Origin of the sequence: Tropicimonas isoalkanivorans, assembly GCF_900112335.1 — a bacterium.
In the GTDB taxonomy this organism is placed as follows: domain Bacteria; phylum Pseudomonadota; class Alphaproteobacteria; order Rhodobacterales; family Rhodobacteraceae; genus Tropicimonas; species Tropicimonas isoalkanivorans.
Genome location: NZ_FOLG01000011.1, coordinates 150,975 through 171,005 on the forward strand (window position 1 = coordinate 150,975; position 20,031 = coordinate 171,005).

General features: G+C 65.4%; 24 protein-coding genes. 9 read left to right on the plus strand and 15 right to left on the minus strand.

Annotated features, from left to right (window positions below; translation table 11 throughout):
• Positions 1-94: 94 nt before the first annotated feature.
• The 6 genes from BM075_RS16955 to BM075_RS16980 all read left to right on the plus strand — a co-directional run bounded on the left by BM075_RS16955 (position 95) and on the right by BM075_RS16980 (position 4,510).
• On the plus strand, positions 95-1,039 hold the full coding sequence (locus BM075_RS16955; RefSeq protein WP_093361877.1) for an aspartate carbamoyltransferase catalytic subunit: 945 nt from the start codon (positions 95-97) through the stop codon (positions 1,037-1,039).
• Positions 1,032-1,454: a hypothetical protein gene (locus BM075_RS16960; protein ID WP_093361878.1), complete on the plus strand. Its 423-nt coding sequence runs from the start codon at positions 1,032-1,034 to the stop codon at positions 1,452-1,454. The genes BM075_RS16955 and BM075_RS16960 overlap by 8 nt, the downstream gene beginning before the upstream one ends.
• Complete coding sequence (locus tag BM075_RS16965; protein WP_093361879.1) at positions 1,451-2,002, plus strand: hypothetical protein; 552 nt, start codon at positions 1,451-1,453, stop codon at positions 2,000-2,002. The genes BM075_RS16960 and BM075_RS16965 overlap by 4 nt, the downstream gene beginning before the upstream one ends.
• Positions 1,999-3,276 (plus strand): dihydroorotase, encoded by a 1,278-nt coding sequence (gene pyrC / locus BM075_RS16970; RefSeq protein WP_093361880.1) that lies wholly within the window; start codon positions 1,999-2,001, stop codon positions 3,274-3,276. The genes BM075_RS16965 and pyrC overlap by 4 nt, the downstream gene beginning before the upstream one ends.
• Before the next feature lie 190 nt (positions 3,277-3,466).
• Complete coding sequence (gene plsY / locus BM075_RS16975) at positions 3,467-4,078, plus strand: glycerol-3-phosphate 1-O-acyltransferase PlsY (protein ID WP_093361881.1); 612 nt, start codon at positions 3,467-3,469, stop codon at positions 4,076-4,078.
• A gap of 48 nt (positions 4,079-4,126) precedes the next feature.
• Entirely contained in the window at positions 4,127-4,510 is a 384-nt protein-coding gene (locus BM075_RS16980; protein WP_093361882.1) for a DUF805 domain-containing protein, read from the plus strand.
• A 3-nt stretch (positions 4,511-4,513) separates the two neighbouring features.
• Here BM075_RS16980 and BM075_RS16985 read toward each other — a convergent pair whose 3' ends face one another.
• From BM075_RS16985 to BM075_RS17000, 4 genes are all read right to left on the minus strand, one after another.
• Entirely contained in the window at positions 4,514-5,884 is a 1,371-nt protein-coding gene (locus tag BM075_RS16985) for a glutamate--cysteine ligase (protein WP_093361883.1), read from the minus strand.
• 140 nt (positions 5,885-6,024) lie between these two features.
• Complete coding sequence (locus tag BM075_RS16990; RefSeq protein WP_093361884.1) at positions 6,025-6,552, minus strand: hypothetical protein; 528 nt, start codon at positions 6,550-6,552, stop codon at positions 6,025-6,027.
• Complete coding sequence (locus tag BM075_RS16995; RefSeq protein ID WP_093361885.1) at positions 6,549-7,409, minus strand: GNAT family N-acetyltransferase; 861 nt, start codon at positions 7,407-7,409, stop codon at positions 6,549-6,551. Before BM075_RS16995 ends, BM075_RS16990 begins: the two co-directional genes overlap by 4 nt.
• Entirely contained in the window at positions 7,409-8,122 is a 714-nt protein-coding gene (locus tag BM075_RS17000) for a 16S rRNA (uracil(1498)-N(3))-methyltransferase (RefSeq protein WP_093361886.1), read from the minus strand. The genes BM075_RS16995 and BM075_RS17000 overlap by 1 nt, the downstream gene beginning before the upstream one ends.
• Positions 8,123-8,153: 31 nt before the next feature.
• Here BM075_RS17000 and ubiA point away from each other — a divergent pair, with 31 nt between their 5' ends.
• The 3 genes from ubiA to BM075_RS17015 all read left to right on the plus strand — a co-directional run bounded on the left by ubiA (position 8,154) and on the right by BM075_RS17015 (position 11,599).
• Positions 8,154-9,149 (plus strand): 4-hydroxybenzoate octaprenyltransferase, encoded by a 996-nt coding sequence (gene ubiA, locus BM075_RS17005; protein WP_093361887.1) that lies wholly within the window; start codon positions 8,154-8,156, stop codon positions 9,147-9,149.
• Positions 9,150-9,299: 150 nt separating this feature from the next.
• Positions 9,300-11,273 carry an OmpA family protein gene (locus BM075_RS17010; protein WP_093361888.1) on the plus strand — a complete coding sequence of 658 codons (1,974 nt, stop codon included), beginning with the start codon at positions 9,300-9,302 and terminating at the stop codon, positions 11,271-11,273.
• Positions 11,270-11,599 (plus strand): hypothetical protein, encoded by a 330-nt coding sequence (locus tag BM075_RS17015; protein WP_093361889.1) that lies wholly within the window; start codon positions 11,270-11,272, stop codon positions 11,597-11,599. Before BM075_RS17010 ends, BM075_RS17015 begins: the two co-directional genes overlap by 4 nt.
• Before the next feature lie 164 nt (positions 11,600-11,763).
• Here BM075_RS17015 and BM075_RS17020 read toward each other — a convergent pair whose 3' ends face one another.
• The 11 genes from BM075_RS17020 to BM075_RS17065 all read right to left on the minus strand — a co-directional run bounded on the left by BM075_RS17020 (position 11,764) and on the right by BM075_RS17065 (position 19,938).
• A complete protein-coding gene (locus BM075_RS17020) occupies positions 11,764-12,204 on the minus strand; it encodes a molybdenum cofactor biosynthesis protein MoaE (protein WP_093361890.1) in 441 nt (146 codons plus the stop codon).
• On the minus strand, positions 12,205-12,453 hold the full coding sequence (gene moaD / locus BM075_RS17025) for a molybdopterin converting factor subunit 1 (protein ID WP_177208392.1): 249 nt from the start codon (positions 12,451-12,453) through the stop codon (positions 12,205-12,207).
• Between the two features lie 4 nt (positions 12,454-12,457).
• Positions 12,458-13,060, minus strand: a complete 603-nt coding sequence (gene pgsA, locus BM075_RS17030; RefSeq protein WP_093361891.1) for a CDP-diacylglycerol--glycerol-3-phosphate 3-phosphatidyltransferase — start codon at positions 13,058-13,060, stop codon at positions 12,458-12,460.
• 87 nt (positions 13,061-13,147) lie between these two features.
• Positions 13,148-15,040: an excinuclease ABC subunit UvrC gene (uvrC, locus tag BM075_RS17035; RefSeq protein ID WP_093361892.1), complete on the minus strand. Its 1,893-nt coding sequence runs from the start codon at positions 15,038-15,040 to the stop codon at positions 13,148-13,150.
• Positions 15,041-15,345: 305 nt separating this feature from the next.
• The gene (locus BM075_RS17040) at positions 15,346-16,131 is read right to left on the minus strand and encodes an SDR family oxidoreductase (RefSeq protein ID WP_093361893.1); all 786 of its coding nucleotides are present in this window, start codon (positions 16,129-16,131) and stop codon (positions 15,346-15,348) included.
• 24 nt (positions 16,132-16,155) lie between these two features.
• Positions 16,156-17,133: a calcium/sodium antiporter gene (locus tag BM075_RS17045; RefSeq protein WP_093361894.1), complete on the minus strand. Its 978-nt coding sequence runs from the start codon at positions 17,131-17,133 to the stop codon at positions 16,156-16,158.
• Positions 17,134-17,325 carry a hypothetical protein gene (locus tag BM075_RS17050; protein WP_093361895.1) on the minus strand — a complete coding sequence of 64 codons (192 nt, stop codon included), beginning with the start codon at positions 17,323-17,325 and terminating at the stop codon, positions 17,134-17,136.
• Positions 17,326-18,120, minus strand: coding sequence for a S49 family peptidase (locus BM075_RS17055; protein ID WP_093361896.1), 795 nt, complete (start codon positions 18,118-18,120; stop codon positions 17,326-17,328).
• Between the two features lie 73 nt (positions 18,121-18,193).
• Positions 18,194-19,447 (minus strand): glycerate kinase type-2 family protein, encoded by a 1,254-nt coding sequence (locus tag BM075_RS17060; RefSeq protein ID WP_093361897.1) that lies wholly within the window; start codon positions 19,445-19,447, stop codon positions 18,194-18,196.
• The gene (locus BM075_RS24490; protein ID WP_177208393.1) at positions 19,437-19,580 is read right to left on the minus strand and encodes a hypothetical protein; all 144 of its coding nucleotides are present in this window, start codon (positions 19,578-19,580) and stop codon (positions 19,437-19,439) included. The genes BM075_RS17060 and BM075_RS24490 overlap by 11 nt, the downstream gene beginning before the upstream one ends.
• Positions 19,573-19,938 (minus strand): potassium channel family protein, encoded by a 366-nt coding sequence (locus tag BM075_RS17065; protein WP_093361898.1) that lies wholly within the window; start codon positions 19,936-19,938, stop codon positions 19,573-19,575. Before BM075_RS17065 ends, BM075_RS24490 begins: the two co-directional genes overlap by 8 nt.
• Positions 19,939-20,031 lie beyond the last annotated feature (93 nt).

The window sequence follows — 20,031 nt, forward strand, 5'->3', positions numbered from 1 at the left end:
AAAGATCCGGCGACATGCGGCACCACGGGCGGGCGCGGCCCGTTGTGGGGCGGTGGCGCTCTGGTATAAGCGGCCCAGCAGATCGGAGGGGCCAATGACATTCCGCGCCAGACATCTTCTGGGGATCGAACAGCTTCATCCAATCGAAATCGCGACGGTCCTGGATCTTGCGGACAGCTATGTGGACCTGAGCAGGGGCGCCGTGAAGCATTCGGACCGGCTGGCGGGCCTCACGCAGATCAACATGTTCTTCGAGAATTCCACCCGGACGCAGGCCAGTTTCGAACTGGCCGGCAAGCGTCTCGGCGCGGATGTAATGAACATGGCGATGCAGGCGAGTTCCATCAAGAAAGGCGAGACGCTGATCGACACGGCGTTGACCCTGAACGCGATGCACCCCGATCTGCTGGTGGTGCGGCATCCGCATTCCGGTGCGGTCGACCTGCTGGCGCAGAAGGTGACCTGCGCGGTTCTGAATGCCGGCGACGGGCGGCACGAGCACCCCACGCAGGCCTTGCTGGACGCGCTCACCATCCGGCGGGCAAAGGGCCGGCTGCACCGGCTCAACATCGCCATCTGCGGCGACATTGCGCACAGCCGGGTGGCGCGATCGAACATCCTGCTTCTGGGGAAAATGGAGAACCGGGTGCGGCTCGTCGGGCCGCCCACGCTGATTCCCTCCGGCGCGGCGGACTGGGGCGTCGAGGTCTATGACGACATGGCCAAGGGGTTGGAGGGCTGCGACGTGGTGATGATGCTGCGGTTGCAGAAGGAGCGCATGGATGGCGGGTTCATCCCGTCGGAGCGGGAGTACTACCACCGGTATGGGCTGGATGCCGAGAAACTGGCCCACGCGAAGGAGGATGCCATCGTCATGCATCCGGGACCGATGAATCGCGGCGTGGAGATCGACGGCACGATTGCAGACGACATCAACCGCTCGGTCATCCAGGAGCAGGTGGAGATGGGCGTTGCGGTGCGCATGGCGGCGATGGACCTGCTGGCGCAGAACCTGCGGGAGGAGCGATCCAATGGATGAGCGGGATGGAAGCGCCGAGACCGTTCTGGCGAGCTGGCCGGCAGACCGTGGGGCCTATATCCGCGGATACGTTCGGCTGGCCGTGATCGGCTCGGTCGTGTCTGCGGCGGTTCTCCTTGCGCTCGGAAATGATGATCCCTGGGTGGGCCCGGTGGGCGTCGTCCTGGCGCTCGCGGTGCGCGGATTCTACCTGGCTTCGGAAGAGCTTTCGGTTCGCTGGGATCTGACCGGGAGCCGGCTGGTGAGTTCGTTCGGAAAATCGATCCCTCTGCGGGACATTGCGCGCGTTCGACGCCTCGGGACCGCGGTCCAGGTGGTGACCCGTGGCGGCGACAAGCACCTGATGAAGCATCTTGCCCAGCCGGAGGTCGCCCGCGACCGGATCGCCCGGGCCGCCGGCGTGGAGGACACGTGACAGGCGGGTCGGCAGACACACCCGGCGGCTGGGAGGGCATCCTGGAGCCGGGGGAGACGGTGCTCTGGCAAGGGCGGCCACGGCCAGGCGTCAGCTTCACCGGTTTCGATCTCCGCCGCACGCTCTTCGGGCTCGTTTTCCTCGGTTTCGCCCTGTTCTGGGTAGTCGGCGCCGCCCACGCGACGGGCGACGCTCCGTTGCCCGTACGGATCCTGTTTCCGGCGGCGGGATTCCTGTTCGTTTTCCAAGGTGCGCGGCTGGCCGGCGGCGACCGGCTCTGGCGGGCCTGGGTGCGAAGGGGCACCTGGTACACGCTGACCAGCCAGCAAGCGCTGATTGCGACCGAGGTCTTCGGCAGGAGGGGGCTTGACGCTTGGCCTATAACCGGGCGGAACGCGATCGAGCTCGTGGAGGGATCGCCGGGCAGCATTTTCTTTGCCGACACCGGTGGTCCTTTTGGACGGGGCCGCCGGATTGGTTTCGAGAGGATCGACGACGCGCGCGAGGTTCTTGCCCTCATGCGCCGTGTCCAGAGGGGAGCGGCATGACTGAACTGAGACTGACCAACGCGCGGCTGATCGATCCGGAAGCGGGATCGGAACGTCTCGGCACGGTAACGATCCGGGATGGAGTGCTCGCTGCGGTTGACGACGGGGTATCCATGGCGCCGGGGGCGATCGACTGCCGCGGGAAGTGCCTTGCGCCGGGGATCGTCGACATCGGCGTGAAGGTCTGTGAGCCGGGCGAACGGCACAAGGAGAGCTTTCGTTCGGCCGGCCGCGCGGCGGCTGCGGGTGGTGTGACCACGATGGTCACCCGTGCCGACACCCTTCCCGTGATCGACACGCCGGAAACGCTGGAGTTCGTCACCCGCCGCGCCGCGCAGGACAGCCCGGTCAGGATCGCGCCGATGGCGGCGCTGACCAAGGGGCGCGCGGGCCGGGAGATGGTGGAAATCGGGTTCCTCCAGGATGCCGGCGCGGTGGCGTTTTCGGACGGCGACACGGTGACGACGGATACCAAGGTCCTGAGCCGCGCTTTCACCTATGCCCGCTCGCTCGGCGCGCTGGTGATCGGGCATGTGCAGGAGCCGGGATTGTCCGCCGGAGCCGCCGTGACCTCGGGCAAGTTCGCCTCGCTCAAGGGCCTGCCAGCTGTCTCGCCGATGGCGGAGCGGATGGGGCTGGACCGGGACATCGCGCTGGTGGAGATGACCGGGGTCAAATACCACGCCGACCAGATCACCACGCGACGCGCATTGCCGGCGCTCCAGAGGGCGAAGGCCAATGGGTTCGACGTGACGGCGGGAACCTCGATCCACCACCTGACACTCAACCTGCTCGACGTCGGGGAGTATCGGACCTTTTTCAAGATCAAGCCGCCGCTTCGATCCGAGACGGATCGCCTCGCGGTGGTGGAGGCCGTCGCCTCGGGACTCGTCGACACGATCTCGTCCATGCATACGCCCCAGGACGAGGAGAGCAAGCGGCTGCCCTTCGAGGAGGCGGCCTCCGGTGCGGTCGGGCTGGAGACGCTGCTGCCGGCTGCAATGCGGCTCTATCATGCGGAGCTGTTGACGCTGCCGCAGCTTTTCCGCGCGATGGCGCTCAACCCGGCGAAGCGCCTCGGGCTGCCGCAGGGGCGGCTGAGCCCCGGAGCGCCGGCCGATCTGGTGCTTTTCGACCCCGACGCGCCCTTCGTGCTCGACAGGTTCACATTGCAATCGAAATCGAAGAACACGCCATTCGACGGGCAGCGGATGGAAGGCAGAGTGCTGGCAACCTGGGTGAGCGGCGCGCTCGTGCACGGCTCGGCGGGCTAGACGGGTGCTCTCCCGCCCCCTCGTCCTGCGCTGGCGCGCAGGCTCGGGGTTGGGCCAAGCCGCCCTGCGGGCGGCGGCCTGTGGCAGATCTGGCGGTACGTTCCGGTCGTCATAAAAACGGCGCGGTCGCGCATGGACTTTCGTGCCTCCGGCGGGGATATTTCCGGACACAAGAAAGCGAGGTTCCTGTATGCCCCCAGTCGAGTCCGGTCTGTTTCCGCTGATCCTGGTGGCGCTGCTGTCCTACCTGCTCGGCTCCGTGCCGTTCGGACTGGTGATGGCGCGGCTGTTCGGCCTGGGGGATTTGCGTGCCATCGGGTCGGGCAATATCGGCGCGACCAACGTGCTGCGGACCGGGAACAAGCTTGCGGCATTCCTGACACTTGTTTTCGATGCCGGGAAGGGCGGGATGGCGGTGCTGCTCGCCCGGGCGGTCTTTGGCGAGGATGCCGCACAAGTAGCTGGTCTTTGTGCGTTTCTCGGACACATTTATCCGGTCTGGCTCGGGTTCCGGGGCGGCAAGGGGGTCGCGACATTTCTCGGTGTCGTGCTGGCGCTCGACTGGCGTGTCGGGCTGGCCTGCTGTGCAAGCTGGTTGGCCGTGGCGGTTCTGAGCCGGTATTCGTCTCTCTCCGCGCTGGTGGCATCAGGTCTCGCAGTGGTTTGGGCCATGGCCTTCGGGCGCGCGGATCTGACGATCCTGGTGCTGTTGCTGGCCGCCTTGGTCTATGTCCGGCACACGGAGAACATCCGACGGCTGTTGCGGGGCGAGGAATCGCGCATCGGGGCTGACAAGACGTAAGCCGATCTCTACCGTCATGCCCGATTTCCTCTCTTCCGGAGACCGAACATGACTTTTCAGGAAGCCGTACGTACCTGCATTCAGAAATACGTCCAGTTCAGCGGGCGGGCGCGCCGACCCGAGTACTGGTGGTTCGCCCTCTTCAACTTTCTCGGTTCCATCATCTCGCAGATGATAGATCGTCTGCTCTTCGGGCCGGACGTAGGGGTTTTGGCCGCGATCTGGGGGCTCGCGCTTCTTTTGCCCAGCATCGCCGTCGGTGTGCGCCGCCTGCACGATCTGGAGAAGTCGGGTTGGTGGCTCCTGATCGCTCTGATCCCGATTATCGGCTTCCTCGTGCTGCTCTACTGGTTCGTTCAAAAGGGGACCGAGGGCCCGAACCGGTTTGGGCCGGAGCCACGCATGGTCGGGGATGCTTCGCCGCGGGTGTGACGCTCAGTAGGAAAATTCCGCGAAGATCGGCTTGAGCCGCCCGCCCCAGTCGCCGTTGTATCGGGCGAGCAATTCGTCTGCGGGCGTGCGGCCGCTGTCGATGCTCTCCTGCAGGGCATTCAGGAAGTGGGTTTCATCAGGAATGAGACCGCCAGCGCCGGGAATGGCGCGGGAAGCGAGGCCTTGCTGCGCGATCTGGACGGTTTCACGCGCAAGGTCCTGCAGGCGGACGCCGTGGCTCTCTCCCTGCAACCCGTCGACGGATGCCGCCACCCGCAGGCCCTCCCGCGTGTCCGCGTCGAAGCCCTTCACCAGATCCCAAGCGGCATCGAGCGCCTCCTGGTCGTAGGTCAGCCCCACCCACAGCGCAGGCAGCGCGCAGAGCCGGCGCCAGGGGCCGCCATCCGCGCCGCGCATTTCCATGTACTTCTTGATCCGCGCCTCGGGGAAGATCGTGGTCAGGTGATCCGCCCAGTCCGAGAGCGTGGGTTTCTCGCCGGGGAGCGCGGGCAACTCGCCCTTCAGGAAGTCACGGAAGGACTGGCCGAGGGCGTTGATATATTTGCCGTCCCGGTAGACGAAGTACATCGGCACATCGAGCGCGTAATCGACATAGCGTTCGAACCCCATCCCGTCCTCGAATACGAAGGGCAGCATTCCGGTGCGCGCGGGATCCAGGTCGCGCCAGATCCGGCTGCGCCAGGACTTGTGACCATTCGGCTTGCCCTCCAGGAAGGGCGAGTTGGCGAAGAGGGCCGTGGCAACCGGTTGCAATGCCAGGGCCACGCGCAGCTTTTGCACCATGTCGGCCTCGGAGGCGAAGTCGAGATTCACCTGAACCGTGCAGGTGCGGTACATCATCTGCTTTCCGAGGGCACCGACCTTGTCCATGTAGTCGGTCATTAGCCGGTAGCGCCCCTTGGGCATCTGCGGCATCTCCTCATCCGTCCACGTCGGCGCTACGCCGAGCCCGATGAAGCCCACGCCGATCTCGTCGGCCACCGACTTCACTTCGCGCAGGTGTTCGTTCACCTCGTCGCAGGTCTCGTGGATCGAGGTCAGCGGCGCGCCGGAGAGTTCGAGTTGCCCTCCGGGCTCCAGGCTGATGTTGGCCCCATTCAGTTCCAGGCCGATGATATGCTCCTGCTCGAAGACAGGCTCCCAGCCGAAGCGGTCCTGCAACCCCTCCAGCATCGCCTTGACCGAGCGTTCGCCCTCGTAGGGGATCGGCTTCAGCGTATCCTTGCAGTAGCCAAATTTCTCATGCTCCGTGCCGATCCGCCAGGCGTCCTTCGGCTTGCATCCGCTTTCGAGGTACTCGGCAAGTTGCTCGTAGCGCTCGATCGGGCCACCGCCGGATTGGGGAATGGACATTGGGTCAGGTCTCCGGACTTTCGGGCAACCCGGCTTAGGTGCGATGCGCAGCGGGGCGAGTCAAGAGGCGCCGAGCGCAGCGAGGCGCCCCCGGTCGACGCGCGTCAGCGCGGCGAAACCACTTGCGGTGGCCGCGCGCGTCAGTCTGTCAACAGGTGCCGCTGGGTGCCGCGCCGCGCCCAGATACGGCGCGCGGTGGTCGCGTTTCCCGAAAGCGCCCCAAGCAGCGCGGAGGAGTCCATACCCGGAAGGATGGCGAAATGGTCATAGAGCCGTTCGGCACCTGCCGCCGCCATCGGCACCAGAAGCGTCTGCGCATCAGCCTGACGCAGGCGCCAGCACCGGCGGCGACCCGCGACGTCGATCACCTCGATCTCGACGAGTTCCGAAAGGTCCACTGCGCCGCCCATGAGGGGGCCAAAATAGGAAATGCGGCCCTCGTCAATCTCGACCACGCCGGGGGCCTCCACCTCCACGCGAAACCGCATCCGCCGCCAGGCGAGCACGCTCAGCGCCAGCGAGGCGGCTGTCACGAGCCCGCCCAGCACCAGCATCGCAGGCCCTCCCAGGCCAGCGAGCCAAAGGCCGGCCACGGACGCCGCGAGCCCCGCAAGAACTTCCCGCCACCGCAAGAAGGTCCGCGCGAGCTCGGGGCGTATGAAACTCATGCCGTCCCCCCGATGTCCTGCGCCTGACCGAAGATGAGCAGGGCGAACCTGCCGATCCGGTCGAACCCGATGGCCTCGTATGCGCGCGAAGCGGCTGCGCCGGATGCGAAAAGGATCGCGCGCTGGACGCCCTCTGCGCGCGCCCGCTCCAGGTGCAGTGCCACCGCACGGCGCGCGTAGCCGCGCCCCCGAAAATCATCGGGCGTAAAGACGTTGCCGATCTGGACCGTTTCGGGAAGCAGCGCGTTGAAAGAGGTCATGGCGCAAGGCGTGCCGTCGGGTTGCTCAAGCAACATCAGGGTGCCGCGCGCCAACATCCCGTCGATTTCTTCGGGTGCGGCCTCGATCGCATCCTCGGGAGAATACCGGACGGTCTCGACGAGGTATTCCTCCCGCCAGGCGATGAGCCGGGTCCGATCCCCCTCCCCCGCCGGGCGCAGGCGTGTGGCGCCGGACGGGACGAAGAGGTGGTCGAGATCGAGCGAATACAGCGGCTCGTCGTCGTCGAGCTGCACTCGCGCCGCGTCGAGGCCAAGCGCGGCCCGGGCACGGCCCACCTGCGCGGTCTCGCCGAAAATCGCCTTCACGGTCTCGCCCGCTAGCAGGGTGCGCAGGCTTCCCTCTGGCGCGCCATTCGGAAGTTGCACCAGCAGGGAACCCGCGGTGCTGAGGCCGACGACGCCCTGGAGACGGTCCGCGTCCTCCAGCAGCCATACACGTGTGGCGTGCGGCGCCTCGCCACCGCAGGGGCCAAAGGCGCGCAGGTTCGACAGAAGGAACATGGACGTGTCGGTGTAGCGTCGCAGGAACGTCTCGATCGTCGGCGTGTCGTCCGTGGTGGCGGGGCGGAACTGCATCACCAATCCCCCAGTGTGCTCTGCCAGAGCGCCATCGCAGCCACCGCGGCGGTATCGGCCCGCAGAACACGCGGCCCGAGGCTTACGGCACTTGCTTGGGGGAGCGCATGCAAGCGGTCGCGCTCGGCGTCGGAAAACCCGCCCTCCGGGCCGATCAGGATCGCCCACGGTCCGGCCGTTCCAGTCAGGGCTTCCCGCGCGCCCACCAGTGCCTCATCGCAAAACATCAGCCGCCGGTCGGCAGGCCAGTCCGCAAGAACCCGGTCGAGACGCTGAAGGTCCATCACTTCCGGAACGAAGGTACCGCCGCATTGCTCGGCGGCTTCGACAGCGTGCGCCTGAAGTCGGTCGCGCCGGATGCGGTCGGCGTTGGTAAATTCGGTCTGCACTGGGCAGATCCGCGCCGCTCCCATCTCTGCCGCCTTCTCGACGATGAAATCTGTGCGCGCTTTCTTGATCGGTGCGAACAACAACCACAGATCGGGCGGCACCTGGAGCGGTCGGGTCTGCTCCCGGCAGTCGAGTTGGCCGCCTCGTTTTCCCGTCTCCGAAACCTCGGCACGGAACTCGCCGGACCTGCCATCGAAGACCAGCACATCGTCCCCGACGCCAAGCCGCATCACCCCGAAGAGGTAATGCGCCTGCTCCCGCGTCAGCGAAACGCTTTGCCCCTCGTGAAGGCTTTGTTCTACATACAGACGGACTTTAGCCATCGACCCACGTTCCAGATACCGGGCGGACCATATGACCGACTCACCCAATACGCCAGACACCCCGACAACGCAGGACGCCACCGACTCGGCTCAGGGGCCGGTCGCAGACGCCGTGCAAGGCAACTGGGTGGACGGCCTTGCCCCGCTCAAGGCGCGTCCATACCTGCGGCTGTCGCGCGCGGACCGGCCGGTTGGGTTCTGGACGCTGATCATCCCGAGCCTCTGGGGTCTCTTCGCAGCGGCGGCGGCGACCGGGTGGCGGGCTTTCGACTGGTGGATCCTGATCGCCGTGATCCTGGGCTCGTTCCTGATGCGGGGCGCCGGCTGTACCTGGAACGACATAACCGACCGGGAGATCGACGCCCGGGTGGAACGCACGAGATCCCGCCCCCTGCCCTCCGGCCAGGTCACTGTCAAAAACGCGACGATCTGGATGGGCGTGCAACTCCTCCTCGCCTTCGCGATCCTTCTGACCTTCAACACGACCGCGATCTGGGTTGGCGTCGCTTCCCTCCTGCTCATCGTGCTTTACCCCTTTGGCAAGCGCATCACCTGGTGGCCGCAGTTCATCCTCGGCCTCAACCTGTCCTGGGGCGCCCTGGTGGCCTGGGCCGCCCATACCGGTGAGATCTCGGTGGCACCCCTGTTCCTGTTCTTTGGCGGCGTCTCCTGGACGATCTACTACGACACGATCTATGCCCATCAGGACATCGATGACGACACGCTCATCGGTGTGAAGTCCACCGCGCGTCTGTTCGGCAAGGACACCCCGGCCTGGCTCCGGCTGTTCATGATGATCACCGTTCTGATGCTGACAGTGGGCGTGATCGCCGCCTTCACACCGTCGCGCAGCCCGCTGTCGCTCGCCATCGCGCTGGTTGGCGCCTGGGGCATGGGAATGCACATGAGCTGGCTGATGGCGCGGCTCGACCTGGAGGATCCACAATCCTGCCTGAAGGCGTTCCGCGCGCTCACCCACACCGGCCTGATCTTCGCTGTGGCCCTTCTGCTGGCACTGCTGGTCTGAAGGCTGCGCGCCCGCCGGCCGGCAGGCACCGTTCCACCGGTAAGGAACGGGCGACCGGCCACCCCCCGCAGAGTTGACCGGCTGGCGATTGATCCCGCCTGCCGCCGCCACTAAAACTCCGCCACCTGAAATGAAAAAGACAACGCCGCCATGCGCCTCGGGCCGAAGATCATCTCCGCCGTATCGCTCGCCCTCGCCGCCGCCGGATGCCTGGGCGTTGCGACGCTGGCCGCCGACATCATCGAATCGCGCTCCGGTGACGCCGTGCGCTTGGCGCTGATCGACGCGGGTTATGACTGGACGGAGGTCCATACGGACGGCCTGCAAGTCCACGTCGGCGGCATTGCGCCGACGGAAGCGGAGCGGTTCAAGGCGCTTCATGTCGCCGGCACGATGGTCGACGCGGCCAGGATCGTCGACCGCACGGCCGTCACGCCCTCCAAACCCCTGGCGCAGCCGCGGCTGTCCATCGAGATCCTGCGCAACGACGACGGCGTGACGCTGATCGGCCTGGTGCCGGATACCCTCGACCGGGCTGCCATGGTCAAGGAGATCACAGCGCTCTCGGAAGGCGCGGCGGTGACGGACCTGCTGGAGGCCGCGAGCTACCCTCCGCCACCGGACTGGGAAAGCTCGGTCCAGTACGGGCTGAACGTGCTGGCGCGGCTGCCGCGTTCCAAGGTCTCAATCGTTGCGGGGGCGGTCACGATAGATGCGATCGCCGACTCCGAGGAGGAAAAGGCGGATCTGGAGGCCGCGATCACCCGGCGCGTTCCGGACACCGTCGAGGTGACCTATACCATTGCCGCGCCCCGCCCTGTCATCACCCCCTTCACCTTGCGCTTCCTGATCGACGAGGGGGGACCGCACTTCGATGCCTGTTCCGTCGACACGCCCCGCAACCAGACCCGGCTGGTCAAGGCGGCAACGGAGGCTGGCGTGACCGACACGCCCGAGTGCATCCTGGGCCTCGGCGTGCCGACGCCGGAGTGGACCGACGCGGCGATCCTGGGCATTCGCGCGGTCGCGGAACTGGGAGGTGGGTCCGTCACGTTTGCCGATGCCGACGTGACGCTTGTGGCTACCGAAACCACCCCGGAGAACACGTTCGACCGCGTGGTCGGGGAGTTGGAATCCAACCTGCCGGAGGTCTTTTCGCTGCATTCGGTCCTGCCTGAGCCGGCCGCGGAGGAGGATGGCGACGCGGCCCCGGAAGCGCCCGAGTTCGGTGCGAGCCTTGGCGCGGACGGAAAGGTGACCTTGGGCGGCCGTCTGAACAACGCCGTCGTTCGCAAGACGGTCGAAAGCTATGCCAAGGCACATTTCGGCGCGGAGGCGGTGCACATGGCCACGCGGGTGGACGAAGAGTTGCCCGAACCCTGGCCGTTGCGCGTTCTGGCGGCGCTCGAGGCGCTTTCGCAGCTCGAAGAAGGCAGCACGGTCGTGACGGAGGACTTCGTGGAGGTTCGCGGCATCACCGGCAGGAAGGGCGCAAAGGCAGAAATCGCTCGCATCCTGGCGGAAAAGCTGGGCGAGGCACAGGATTTCGGGATCGAGGTCACCTACGACGAGGCACTCGACCCCATCGCGGCGCTGCCCAGCCCAGAGGAATGCGTCGAACTTATCAAGTCGGCCCAGTCGCTGGACAAGATCACCTTCGAACCGAGTTCCAGCGAGATTTCGGGCAGTGCCGTGGGGATCGTCAACGAGATTGCCGACATTCTGAAGGGCTGCAAGGATGTCGAGATGCAGATCGAGATCGCCGGACATACCGACAGCCAGGGCCGAGAAGAGATGAACCTGGAATTGTCCCAGAGCCGCGCGAATGCGGTTCTGGAGGCCCTCATCGCGCGGCGGGTCCTCACGTCGGCGATTACCGCACGAGGGTATGGAGAGGCCGAACCGATTGCCGACAACGACACCGAGGAAGGTCGCGAGGAAAACCGCCGGATCGAGTTCCGCCTGCTGAAGGATGAGCCCGCCGCCGAGGGTGAGGGATCTGAATCCGGCGGGACGGAGGCGGAAGCGGCGGAAAGCACCGAACCGACCGGCGAGGCCGATGCCGCGCCCGACACCAATGACGGTGCCGAAACCGGCCAAGACAGCACGGAGGAAGTGCAATGAACCGCGTGGAATTCATCGTCGTGACCGCTGCGGTCCTGTTCGTGGCCTTCCTTCTCGGGTGGTTCGCGTCATGGATCATCCACCGTGTCACCCGGGTCACGCAGTCCGAGATGGGCGAGTTGGACAAGATGGCCCAGGCCCTTCACGAGGCCGAGGAGACCCGTGATCAGGCGATCACCTACATGCAGCAGCGTGAGGCGGAATTGACCAACCAGCTCACCCAGACCGAGGCGGAGCGGCAAGCGGCGATGGATGCCCTGCGCGATACCCGGCAGGAGGCAGAAGAGCTCCGTGCCTATATCGAGCGGGACCGGGAGAGCGCCTGAGACGGGCGCCTGCGCAATGGTTGGGACCTGCGCGGACGGATAGGGTGATCGGGGGGCTGTCTGCCCCCCGCGCCTTTCGGACGATGTCCGAATGGCTCCCCCCGAGGATATTTATCGACACAAGAAGGCCCAGGGCGTGACGTGCCCCAATCGCCAATCCCAGGCTACCAGCGGTCCAGCGAGGCTTCGTCGCTGTCCTTCGCCGCGACCCAGGCATCGCCGGTCGCGGTCCGCTCCTTCTTCCAGAACGGCGCGCGGGATTTCAGGTAGTCCATCAGGAATTCCGCAGCCTCAAAGGCGACCTGCCGGTGGCGTGCGGCGGTCGCGACCATCATGATCTGCTCGCCGGGCGCGAGAACGCCAAACCGATGGATGATCAGCCCGCCGGAGAGCGACCAGCGGGCTTGGGCATCCTCTGCGATCTGCGTCAGCGCGGCTTCTGTCATGCCGGGATAATGCTCGATCACCATCTCCGCCAGCGTCCCGCTGTCGTCGCGCACGATGCCGGTGAAGCTCACCACGGCACCCGCGCCCGGAACGGCGGCGGTGAACGCATCGAGTTCCTCTCCGGGGCGGAACGGGGCGCTCTGGACGCGGACCTCCATTCAGCCACCCGTCATCGGCGGGAAGAAGGCCACCTCACGAACGCCGGACAAGGGGGCATCGAAGTCCGACAACTCTTGGTCCACCGCCACGCGAAGCGCGGACAGATCCTCGAAGGCCGCGGCGTATCGCGCCTCCCGCTGCCGAAGTTCCTCGACCAGATCGGCCACTGTCTGCGCCCCGGTCTCTACCCGCTCCTTGGGGAGGCCGATGCGTTCGCGGACCCAGGCGAAGTAGAGCACGTCGATCATGCGATCAGTCTTTCAGGTAAGGCCGGGCCTTGGAAAAGTAGTCCCAACCGGTGATGGCAGTCAGACCCGCGGCAATCCACAGGAACAGAAGCCCGATGTAGAGGAAAGTTCCCGCGGCGAAGGAGGTCGGCCCGTTGCCCAGTTCGGTCGCACCGCCGCCGCTCTGGAGACCTCCGTAGGCCAGCAGGACGGAGATGGCCACCATCTGGACCATGGTCTTCCACTTCGCCAGTTTCGTCACCTTCAGGGTGCCGGCCGTGTCGCCGAGGAATTCCCGCAGCCCCGAAACGAAGACCTCCCGAAGCAGGATGACCGCCGCCGGTATCGCCAGCAGCGGCGCGAAACCCATGTGCCCAAAGAGCGCCGCGATCGCGATCACAACGATCGCCTTGTCGGCGATCGGGTCCAGCATTGTGCCCAGCTTGGTCCTCTGGTCCCAGCGTCGGGCCAGGTGACCGTCGATGTAGTCGGTCACCGACGCGCCGATGAAGAGCGCCAGAGCGGTCCAGTCCGCCATCGGGCGCGGCAGCAGCACGAAGGCCAGCAGGACAAGCGGGGCCGCGGCGAGTCGGAAAACGGTCAGGATGTTGGGAAGCGTCCAGGTCATACCCCTGATCTATCGTCACCGGCAGGCACAGGGAAGAGCGGAAGCGGCTGGGGCGCGAATTGCATCGGGTCGAGCGGGGCTGCGGGGTCAGCCACGGTCGTGGAAGAAATCATAGATACGCTCCGCCAGCCCCTCGCTGATCCCATCGACAGCCTTGAGATCGGCGAGGTTGGCCCGGCTCACCGCCTTGGCCGATCCGAAATGGGCCAACAGGGCGCGCTTGCGGGTGGAGCCGACGCCGGAAATCTCGTCCAAAGGGGTCGCTCCAACGGCCTTGGCGCGCTTCTGGCGGTGCGCACCGATGGCAAAGCGGTGCGCTTCGTCCCGAAGGCGCTGGATGAAGTACAGGACCGGGTCGTTGTGGCGGAGCGCAAAGGGGCGTTGCCCGGGGCGGTGGAACTCCTCCTTGCCGGCATCGCGGTCCACCCCCTTGGCCACGCCGATGAAGGGCACGTTTTCCACGCCGAGTTGGGCCATGATTTCGGCCACGGCGCTCACCTGCCCCGCGCCGCCGTCGATCAGCAGAAGATCGGGCCAGGCGTCGGATTGGCGGTCGGGGTCCTCCTTGAGCAGTCGTTTGAAGCGCCGGGTCAGTACCTCCTTCATCATGCCGAAATCGTCGCCGGGGGTTAGATCCTCACCACGAATGTTGAATTTGCGATACTGGCTTTTGACGAACCCCTCGGGACCCGCGACGATCATCGCGCCCACGGCATTGGACCCCTGTATGTGGGAGTTGTCGTAAACCTCGATCCGGTTGGGCCGTGCGCCGAGGTCGAAAGCATCGCCCAGTCCGGCGAGCAGGCGCGACTGCGCGGCGGATTCCGACATCTTCCGCGCCAGCGATTCTCGCGCATTCCGCAGCGCACCTGCCACCAGTTCGGCCTTCTCCCCCCGCTGCGGGATCAGCAGGTCCACTTTGCGCCCGGACTTCTCGCTGAGCACTTCCGACAGCAGGTCCCGGTCGTCAATGTCGTGGCTCAGGATGACCTGCCGGGGTGGCTCCTTGCCATCGTAGAACTGCGCCAGGAAGGACCGCAGGACCTCGCCCGGCGACTCCGTTCCTCCGGTACGCGGGTAATAATCGTGGTTGCCCCAGTTCTGGTTGGCACGGATGAAGAACACCTGAACGCAGGCCTGGCCGCCGTCCATGTGCAGCGCCATGACATCCGCCTCCGCAACGCCACGCGGGTTGATGCCCTGGGACGACTGAACTTGCGTCAGGGCCCTTATGCGGTCCCGCAGGGCGGCAGCGCGCTCGAACTCCATCGCGTCAGAGGCCGCCTGCATCTCCTCCGCGAGTTCGGACTGCACGTTGGTCGACTTGCCTTGCAGGAACTGCTCGGCATCCGCGACAAGGGCAGTGTAGCCCTCCTCGCTGATGTGTCCCACGCAGGGCGCGCTGCATCGCTTGATCTGGTAGAGCAAGCACGGACGGGTACGGCTCTCGAAGGTCGAATCCGAGCAGTTCCGCAGCAGGAACACCTTCTGGAGCTGGTTCAGGGTCCGGTTCACGGCACCGGCGCTCGCAAAGGGGCCATAGTAGGCGCCCTTCTCCTTCTTTGCGCCACGATGCTTCTTGATCTGCGGAAAGCCGTGGTCCTTCGCGACCAGGATATTCGGGAATGACTTGTCGTCGCGCAGCAGCACATTGTAGTGCGGCTTGAGCTGCTTGATGAGGTTCTGCTCAAGCAGCAGCGCCTCGGCTTCGGTCCGGGTCGTCAGGAACATCATCGACGCAGTTTCGGAGATCATCCGCGCGATGCGAGGGCTGTGCCCAGCGGGTCGCGCGTAACTGGACACCCGTGCCTTCAGGTTCCGCGCCTTGCCGACGTAGAGGACGCGCGCCTGCGCATCGAGCATCCGGTAGACACCCGGCGAGGCGTCGAGCAGCCGGAGATAGCTCTGGATGCAGCGATGGCCGAGGAGGCCGTTTTCTGCCTGAAGCCCCTCATCGGGGGATGCGTCGGGATCCCCCAAATCGCGCCTCCGTTAACGTTTTGATTCCCTCGATCGCTGCAACTTAATCACCCCGAGGGCAACTTAAAACATGTCCACGTTTTCTGTGGATAACATGGGGAATAACCTCGTGGGCTTTCGAAATTTGCGTTGTATCCCGTGCGATTGATTGGTTTGACCAAAAATTGTGCAAGGCTATAACGCCATGAATTCATGGGTGTTTTTTAGTGACACCCGGTAGCCTCTTGAAAACTATGAAGGTTTTCCAACAGAAATGTAAAACGCTTGTGATCGGTGCATAAGTGCCCTTCCCATTCCGGGAGGACCTATGCTTCGCCGAGCACGTCCGGGGTCTTCCAACCGAGGTGTTGACCCCCGTCGACGCAGATCAATTGCCCGGTCACAGCCGGCGCGTCGATGAGGTAGCCGAGAGCCGCGGTGATGTCGTCCGGGTTGCTGCCCCGGCTGAGAATGGTGGCTCCGCGCTGGCGGGAAAAGTGCTCCTCCGACTGGCGGTGGCCGATCAGGGTAGGCCCCGGCCCGATGGCATTCACGCGAACATTTGGCGCGAGGGCTTGTGCCGCCGTCTGCGTAAATGCCCAGAGGCCCATCTTTGCAATTGTGTAGCTCATGAACGCAGGGGTGAGCTTGCGCACTCTTTGGTCCACCATGTTGACCACGAGCGCCTGCGCCATCGGCTCTCCGTTGCGATCGTGGAGGGCTGCCGGCGCCTGGGCCGCGAAGGCCTGCGTCAGGACCACGGGGGCGCGGAGGTTCGACTCCATGTGCCTGTCCCAGCTTTCGCGGGTTGCGGAGCCAATTTCGTCATGCTCAAAAATCGAGGCGTTGTTGACCAGAAGGTTGAGGGCGCCTCCGAGCGCGTCAGCCGCGCCCGGAAGCAAGCGCTGCACCTGGTCCTCTTCCGTCAGGTCCGCCTGAACGGCAACGGCCTTGCGCCCCATGCCTTCGAGCTCGGAGACGAGATCCTGCGCGGCGCTGGCAGAGCTGTGATAGTGGATAGCAACGTCGTGGCCCCGCGCAGCCAGGTAGAGCGCCATGGACCGGCCGAGCCTCTGCGCCCCGCCTGTCACCAATGCCCGTTTCTCCGTCATTCCGTTGTCCGATCCTTCATCGCTTTACGCGACCAATACGATCAGGTAGCCGATATAGATCAGCGAAAATACCCCACCCCACACGCGGCCCATGTTCCACTTCATAAAGACGAACGGCAGAAGGATCAGCGACGAACCGAGCATAACCCAGAGATCGAACCCAAGCGTGCCGGCCTCCACCGGGATCGGGCCGACAAAACTGGCAATGCCGATGATGGCCAGCAGGTTGAACAGGTTGGAGCCGATGACGTTGCCCAGAGCCACGTCCGTCTGACCGCGGATCGCCGCCATGACCGTGGTCGCCAGCTCCGGCAGCGATGTGCCGATGGCGACCAAAGTCAGGCCGATCACCGTATCCGGGACGTTGAGCTGGGCCGCGATGCTGACGGACGAGTCCACAAGGATGTCGGCACCGAGCGGCAGGCCGACGAGACCCAGGCCGAGGTACATCACGATCTTCCACGTGGGCAGCGACGTGTCGGCGCCTTCGATGTCCTCTATGCCGTCCTCCGACGGCCTGGCAAGCGCCGCGGCGTTGCGCGCCTCCCTCCGATGGGTGCGCGCGGCGACAAAGGAGTCCCAGAGCATGAAGGCGAGCATCGCCAGCAAGATGGACCCGTCGACCGGCGTGAACCTTCCTGTGAAGGCGAGCCCGATGAAGACCACCGTCGCGATGATCATCATCGTATAGGTCTTGCGGGTATCGCAGCTCCCCATGTGCAGTCCGGTAATCATAGCCGGCACCCCGAGGACCATCAGCACGTTGGCAATGTTCGATCCGATGACGTTGCCGAGCGCGATGCCGGGCGCGTTCGAAAGGATCGCGTCGATAGAGACCAGCAATTCCGGCGCGGACGTTCCGAATGCCACGATCGTCAGGGACACCAGCAGCGCCGGGATCCCGATGCGAAGCGCCAGGTTAACCGCGCCCTTGACCAGCGCGTCCCCCGCCAGCAACAGGATCACCAGCCCCAGCGAGGCCTTGGCGATGTCCATCAGCATTCAGTCACCCTTCTGGCAAGGGCACGGCCCGTCGCCGATGATGTAGGAGCCGCAGGCCTTGCAGGTGCGGGGCTTCCGGGGCCTGGGATCTGATTTGCCGATCTTGCGGGCCCCGCCCGGCCAGCGCAGGCGCCCGAACATCGCCAGAACGGCGATCCCGATCAGGAAGAAGGTGACGACCTTGACCAGCACTCAGAGACCATAGCGCGCCCAAAGCGCGCGCTCCTCTAGCCCGGTCGAGATCCCGTCTGCGGCCGCTAGCCCGAGGCGGCTCAGCAGCCCCCGCTTCGGGCCGTGCACGGAGAACCTGGTTTTCTTGCCGTACCGCTCTTTCATCACCTGAACCACATGACCCACGCCGTCCGCCAGGCCCACGTCCACCGCTTGCCGGCCGACCCAGATGTCGCCGGTGAAAAGTGGAACGGTGCCGTCGAGCCGCGTGCCCCGTCGCGACCGCACGTGGGCGATGAAGTTCTGGTGGATCTGCTCCTGAAGCGCCTTCAGCCTCGCCACGTCGTCCTCCTTCTCCGGCTGGAACGGATCAAGGAAGCTCTTGGACTCCCCGGCCGTGTGCACCCGGCGCTCGACGCCGAACCGGGAGATGAAATCCTGTAGGCCGAAGGAGGCGGAGATCACGCCGATGGACCCCACAATGGAGTTCTCGTCAACGATGATGTCATCGGCGGCGCAAGCAAGCCAGTACCCTCCGGAGGCCGCGAGATCCTCGACGAAGGCGGTGACGGGGATGTCCTTTTCCTCCGCCAGCCGACGGATGCGGGATGCGATGAGCGAGGATTGACTGGGCGAGCCGCCCGGCGAATTGATTACGACCGCCACGGCCTTGGGCTTGCCGCGCGAAAACGCGCGCTCGATCATCGTGGAGGTACCGGCGTCGTTCAGCCCCCGCCGTCCCGCAGCGATCATGCCGTTCAAACGGATTACGGAGACAAGGGGTGGCCGGTTCATGAACGGCAGAAATCGTATCATGCGGCCTCATGTAAGCGTCCGTGTGGGGGCCGACAAGGCGGCGCCCCAGGAACGTTCTTCCCTATTGCGGCGCTCATGCGGAGGGCTGCACAAGGATTGCCCGGAAATCGTTGACATTGGTCAGCGTCGGGCCTGGCACCACCTGATCGGAGAGGCCCTCGAAGAAGCTGTGTGCATCGTTGATCGCAAGGGCGCCCGCAGGGTCGAGCCCGGCCCGTGCCGCCCGCGCCAGAGTGTCCGGGCCGATGACCGCGCCCGCCACGTCCGCCGCTCCGTCCACCCCGTCGGTATCGCAGGCAATGGCATGGATATTTGCCGCGCCATCGAGCGCCAAGGCGAGGGCGAGCGCATACTCGGCGTTCGGCCCACCCACGCCGTCGCCCCGTCGCGTCACGGTCAGTTCGCCGCCAGATAGCAGCAAGGTGGGCTTGTCGCTTCCGATCGCCAATGCCTGCCGCGCGTGGTCCCGCGCGACATCGCGCGCCTCGCCCTCGACCGCATCGCCCAGCATCAGGACGTCGCAGCCCTTGGCCTCTGCAACCTCCTGCGCGGCCGCAAGCGAAAGGGACGGCGCCGCGATCACCCTGTTTTCGACCGAAGACAGCCGCTCGTCTCCCGGGGGGATGACGCCGGTCGGGCCGTTCAACACGTCCAGCACGGAGGCGGGAACCTCGACGTTCCATTTCGAAAGAATACCGAGGGCATCCTGAGCGGTACTCGCATCGCCCACCGTCGGACCTGAGCCGATGAAGGCGGGATCGTCTCCAGGCACGTCGGAGATCATTAGCGCCAGCATCCGCGCCGGATGAGCCGCCGCAGCCAGTTGTCCGCCTTTCACCCGGCTCAGGTGCTTGCGCAGGGTGTTGATACGGTCAATCGGTGCGCCGGAGGCCAGCAGTGCCGCGTTCACTGCCCGCTTTTCTTCGAGCGTGATTGCGCCTGCCGGCTGAACGAGAAGCGCGGAAGCACCGCCCGAAATGAGCGCCAGCACGAAGTCGTCCGGCCCCACCGCCCCCAGCAGAGCCAGCATCCGAGCCGTCGCATCCAGCCCCGCCTTGTCTGGCACGGGGTGAGCCGCCTCGACGATCTCGATCCCCTCACAGGGGCGGGCGTAGCCGTAGCGGGTGATCACCAACCCCTCGCAGGCGCCCCAAGACCGCTCCACGGCTTCCGCCATACGCGCGGACGCCTTGCCTGCGCCGATGACCACCGTGCGGCCCGCCGGCTTCTCCGGCAACTCGGCGGGGATCACCGCCATCGGATCCGCGACCTCCACCGCCTTGTCGAACAATTCGCGCAAGAATCTCTCGGGGTGATCAATCGTCATCTGCCCTGCCCTTCCCTTCTTCGATCGACCTCAGCCCCGTGGGCGTCTTGTGCTCGCGCTGGCCGGACCGATAATTAACGACATAGAGCGCCGGCTTAGCCCTCGCCACCGCCTCGGCCGGCCAATCATTCATCGGGGCCGTCATCCTCGAGAAGGCCCAGATCTTCCCGCGCACGCTCGACAAGGTGGCTTGCAAGGGCGCTGGCCAAAGCGACGAACAAACCAATGCCGATCACGATATAGACGATTGTGAACAGTCGACCGGCCGTCGTCACTGGCGCGATGTCGCCATAGCCGACGGTGGCGATCGTCACCGTGGCGAAATAGACGGAGTCCACCACACCCCAGCCTTCCAGAAAGGAATAGACCGCCGCCCCGACGACAACCACCGTCGCCGTAAGGCTGAGCAGGATGCGGACGCCGGGATCGCTCACTGCGGCGATGAAACCGGGGATGAAGGTCCGGCGTCGCTTGACGTGCTTCCTCTTCATCCCGCGCTCTCCCCTGCCCCGTCTGCCGCCTCAATCCAGCGCCAGACACGCCTGTTGGAAGCGTACGAAGCCTTAACGGCATTGAAAAGCCTT